Source organism: Pedobacter sp. 01N416 (assembly GCF_056399685.1).
In genome coordinates this window covers 1-2,202 of record NZ_JBFTRT010000718.1, presented here as the reverse complement: position 1 = coordinate 2,202, position 2,202 = coordinate 1, and the positions used below count along the sequence as shown (strand labels likewise).

The 2,202-nt window shown below is 36.7% G+C and carries 1 protein-coding gene; it reads left to right on the top strand.

Features of this window, described 5'->3' with window-relative positions; all coding sequences use genetic code 11:
* Positions 1–152: 152 nt before the first annotated feature.
* Positions 153–2,202 (top strand): FUSC family protein (locus tag AC1DND_RS26275; RefSeq protein ID WP_477585599.1); only part of this gene is annotated, 2,050 nt, incomplete at its 3' end.

Below are 2,202 nucleotides of genomic sequence, written 5' to 3'. Positions count from 1 at the left end.
GGTTATCAACATTTCTAAAATCACACTTATAAACAATTCATAATATTTTGTTAATCAAACCATTACCTATTTTCTGCTTAAAAGTTTAAAAAAARCAAAAAACTTAATTTTAATCGCAACAAAAAACTTCGCTATTATGTTATTTTTGTATCATGCAGATTAGGCAACCCATTAGAAATATACAAGACTTTTTATTGAGTACGTATTTTGCCGACGGTCTCCGCATCACCATTGRTGTATTGCTCCCCTCTTTAATTCTTGCCCAGTTTGGCATGTTAAAGTACGGTATGACTTTATCATTAGGCGCTTTATGTGTAAGTGTGGTAGATAGTCCGGGGCCAATGGTGCACCGAAGAAATGCAATGCTGATTACTACTGCGCTCATCTTTACCTTCTCTATCATAACGGGGTTAACCAACAAGAACCATTATTTTATCGGCTTTTTATTGGCTGTATCCAGTTTTGTATTTTCGATGTTTTACATCTACGGTATTAGAGCTGCATCGGTTGGTACCGCGGTTTTACTGATTATGGTATTAAGCATTGATGATGTACGCCCATGGCAGGAAGTATTGCTACATGCAGTTATGATCCTGATAGGTAGCCTTTGGTATACTGGCTTAAGTTATTTTGTGTACCGCTTACGCCCCTTCCGTTTGGTGCAGCAATCGTTAAGCGATTCTATCCTGGAAGTTGCAGAGTTTCTACGCGAAAAAGCCAAGTTCTATCATCAAAATAACAATTACGATAAAACCTATTCAGATCTGTTGCAGCTTCAGGTTTCTGTTCATGAAAAACAGGATGCGGTAAGAGAATTGCTTTTTAGAACCCGCGAAATTGTAAGGGATTCTACTCCTGAGGGCAGATTTTTGTTATTGGTATTTGTAGATATGGTCGATCTTTTCGAGCAGGTAATGTCTACCTATTATAATTACCAGCATTTGCACGATCAGTTTGATAAAGCAGGTATATTATCAGATTATGAAATGGCCATTAAGCGGATCTCTTACGCCCTTGATGATATTGCTTTTGCCTTAAAAAGTGGTGGAATACCCGTGGTTTCAAAACGTTTATTGATTGAGATTGAAAGGTTAAAGATCAAAATCAACAACCTGGAAAAGAACAATCAAAATCAGGAATACAATACCTTAGGCATAATTGYCCTGAAAAATATTGAGGTGAACATCGAAAATATACTATCAAGGGTTAAAACTATTTTCAGCTATTTTAAAATCAGAAACAGCAAAGATATTAGACAAGCTGAGGTAGATACAGAGAAATTTATCACCAGGCAAAAATTCGATTTTAAACTGTTTACAGAGAATTTAACCTATACTTCTTCTACTTTCAGGCATTCGTTACGGGTTACTGTGGTGATGCTTTTGGGTTTTATCGTGGCGCAGATTCTCAATTTCTCACATAGCTACTGGATTCTCCTTACCATTCTGGTAATTTCGAAACCGGGATTTAGTTTAACCAAAGAACGTAATTATCAACGTTTAATCGGCACCACGATTGGGGCGTTCATTGGTATGGGTGTGATTACTTATATCCACGATCGGAATACTTTATTTGTGATCCTATTAATCTGTATGATTGGCTGTTATAGTTTCCAAAGGAAAAATTACGTAGTGAGTGTGCTCTTTATGACGCCATATATCTTAATCCTATTTGATTTTCTGGGTATGGGATCGATAGCGCTGGCCCGCGAAAGGATTTATGATACTTTTATAGGCTCTGGTATTGCGCTATTGGCCAGTTATTCTTTATTCCCGACTTGGGAGCATGAAAAACTCAAAGAGGCCATGCTCGATATTTTAAAGGCTAATAAGGCTTATTATGGACAGGTGATTAAATTGTATTTTGAGAAAAATTACAACAGAACGGAATATAAATTGGCACGGAAAGAAGTGTATGTAAGTACGGCAAATTTGGCTTCCCTGTTTCAAAGAATGTTTTCTGAACCAAAAAGCAAACAGTTGTTTATTAAAGAAGTACATCAGTTTACAGCGCTCAGCCATTTATTGTCTTCTTATGTTGCAACACTTTCGCTCTACAATAAGGAACATCAATTTATCTTCGAAAGTTTCGACTCCTTAAAGCCTATTGCCAACAATACCAATTATTTATTGGATACGTCTATTGAAAATCTGGAAAAAGGCGCCAGCACAATTGAGAATGTACCGTTAATCAGGCTAAATG